The 1,627-nt window shown below is 29.7% G+C and carries 2 protein-coding genes; one reads left to right on the top strand and one right to left on the bottom strand.

The window, feature by feature from the left end:
- The first annotated feature begins 216 nt into the window (after positions 1 to 216).
- Positions 217 to 1,038 carry a LysR family transcriptional regulator gene (locus N524_RS0109435; RefSeq protein ID WP_015364601.1) on the top strand — a complete coding sequence of 274 codons (822 nt, stop codon included), beginning with the start codon at positions 217 to 219 and terminating at the stop codon, positions 1,036 to 1,038.
- A 311-nt stretch (positions 1,039 to 1,349) separates the two neighbouring features.
- Here the strand turns inward: N524_RS0109435 and N524_RS13270 are convergent, their stop codons facing one another.
- On the bottom strand, positions 1,350 to 1,445 hold the full coding sequence (locus tag N524_RS13270) for a type I toxin-antitoxin system Fst family toxin (protein ID WP_000493114.1): 96 nt from the start codon (positions 1,443 to 1,445) through the stop codon (positions 1,350 to 1,352).
- Positions 1,446 to 1,627 lie beyond the last annotated feature (182 nt).

The following is a 1,627-nucleotide window of genomic DNA, read 5'->3' as shown; positions in this document are numbered from 1 at the left end:
TTGTTAAATTGTTTATATCTGAAATAGTTCATACAGAAGACTCCTTTTTGTTAAAATTATACTATAAATTCAACTTTGCAACAGAACCTCATTTTTTAACTTCTCCTTTATCAAAAGCTTAGCACCGCAAAGTTATAACGTGAAATAAATATTAAGTATATTACTCATAACAATTTTGTTATAATAGAGGGGCTCAAATGTCAGGAGGCCTAGTTAATGGATTCATTAAAAGTTCTAACTGAAGTAGTTAAAACGCAAAGCTTTACTAAGGCTGCAGAAAATTTATATACTTCACAGCCATCAATAAGTCGTGATATTAAACGATTAGAACTGGAATACGATGTAAAAATTTTCGAATTTAGACATTCTAAAATGTCTTTAACGAGTGATGGGGAGAAACTATTTCAATATGCTTTACAACGTGAGCGTTTAGAACAAATCTTAAGACACGATTTGAAAATGCAACCTGATACAATTTCGGGAGATGTAACGATAGGGAGTAGTTACACTTATGGCGAATATCGATTGTCACAACATCTTACTGATTTAGCCAAAAAATATCCTGAATTATACATTCATGTGTATTTAAATAATTCTGATACAGTATTACAACATATTAAGAATAACACTATCGATTTAGGTATAATCGAAAAAGAGGTTCAAAGTAATATTATACACAGTAGACGTATTGCTCAAGATGAAATAGTACTAATTCGTAAAAAGTCATCATCTTCAAATAAATCAATATGTTTTATCAGAGAACGTGGATCAGGTACAAGAGTCTATCAAGAAAATGCGTTATCACAAATGACTTCATCCTCTTATTTAGTAGAAATTAATAACACAAATCTAATTAAAAATATGGTTCATGCTGATAAAGGCTTTTCTATTGTTTCTAAATCAACATTAACACCTTATGATTTAGAAAAGCTAGAAGTAACAAACTTAGACATCACACGCTATTTCTATTTAGTCATACATAAAGATAAGTATATTGATACAAAGCTTAATGAAGTTATCAAAAATTTGGTTTCATGAATTTTGATCTTTGTATTATTTATTCTAAATTTAATGCATGTTCTAATGACAATCTATTTAAAAAAAGGATAAATTCTCAATATATAACATTCATAATTTACCCTTTAAATTATTGACAATTAGCGTCAAAAATATTAAAACGATACCTTGTAACTAATACCGTACATATCACTTTGCTTTGCATTCCTCTACCAGCCAGTGTTATAATTTAATTAACAAATAGTGTACTAACATGATAAACACCGAGCCCGATAACTACTGCGAATAGTTATCGGGCTCTTTTGGTGTATTAGCTATATGTCGCCGCTAAATTACTTTTCACGATTATTCAGCCAATGAGAAAATAATGTGAGTATAACTCCTACTATGATAGGAGCTATAATAGTTACAAATAGTGTACTGAACATGATGTCACCTCCTTCCATGCTAAATACAGCACAGAAGTGAACGACGACCTTTGTATTATATCATTTCTAATAATTGAGTTACAGATGACTTCCGATAAGTCATTTTATGTTATATCTTTGCTTATTTTTATAGTATCAAGACAAGAAGAAACTCGTTTCAAAAACCCTTCTGATTTTTAGAG

The organism is Staphylococcus sp. URHA0057, assembly GCF_000620265.1.
Classification (GTDB): domain Bacteria; phylum Bacillota; class Bacilli; order Staphylococcales; family Staphylococcaceae; genus Staphylococcus; species Staphylococcus pasteuri.
Note: the sequence above shows the minus strand (reverse complement) of the source record. Positions and strands in the feature narration are given on the sequence as shown.

What these genes read in the sequence shown, in the direction of transcription:
- N524_RS0109435 (WP_015364601.1), top strand. Translation starts at nt 217, where the DNA reads ATGGATTCATTAAAAGTTCTAACTGAAGTAGTTAAAACGCAAAGCTTT.
- N524_RS13270 (WP_000493114.1), bottom strand. Translation starts at nt 1,445, where the DNA reads ATGTTCAGTACACTATTTGTAACTATTATAGCTCCTATCATAGTAGGA.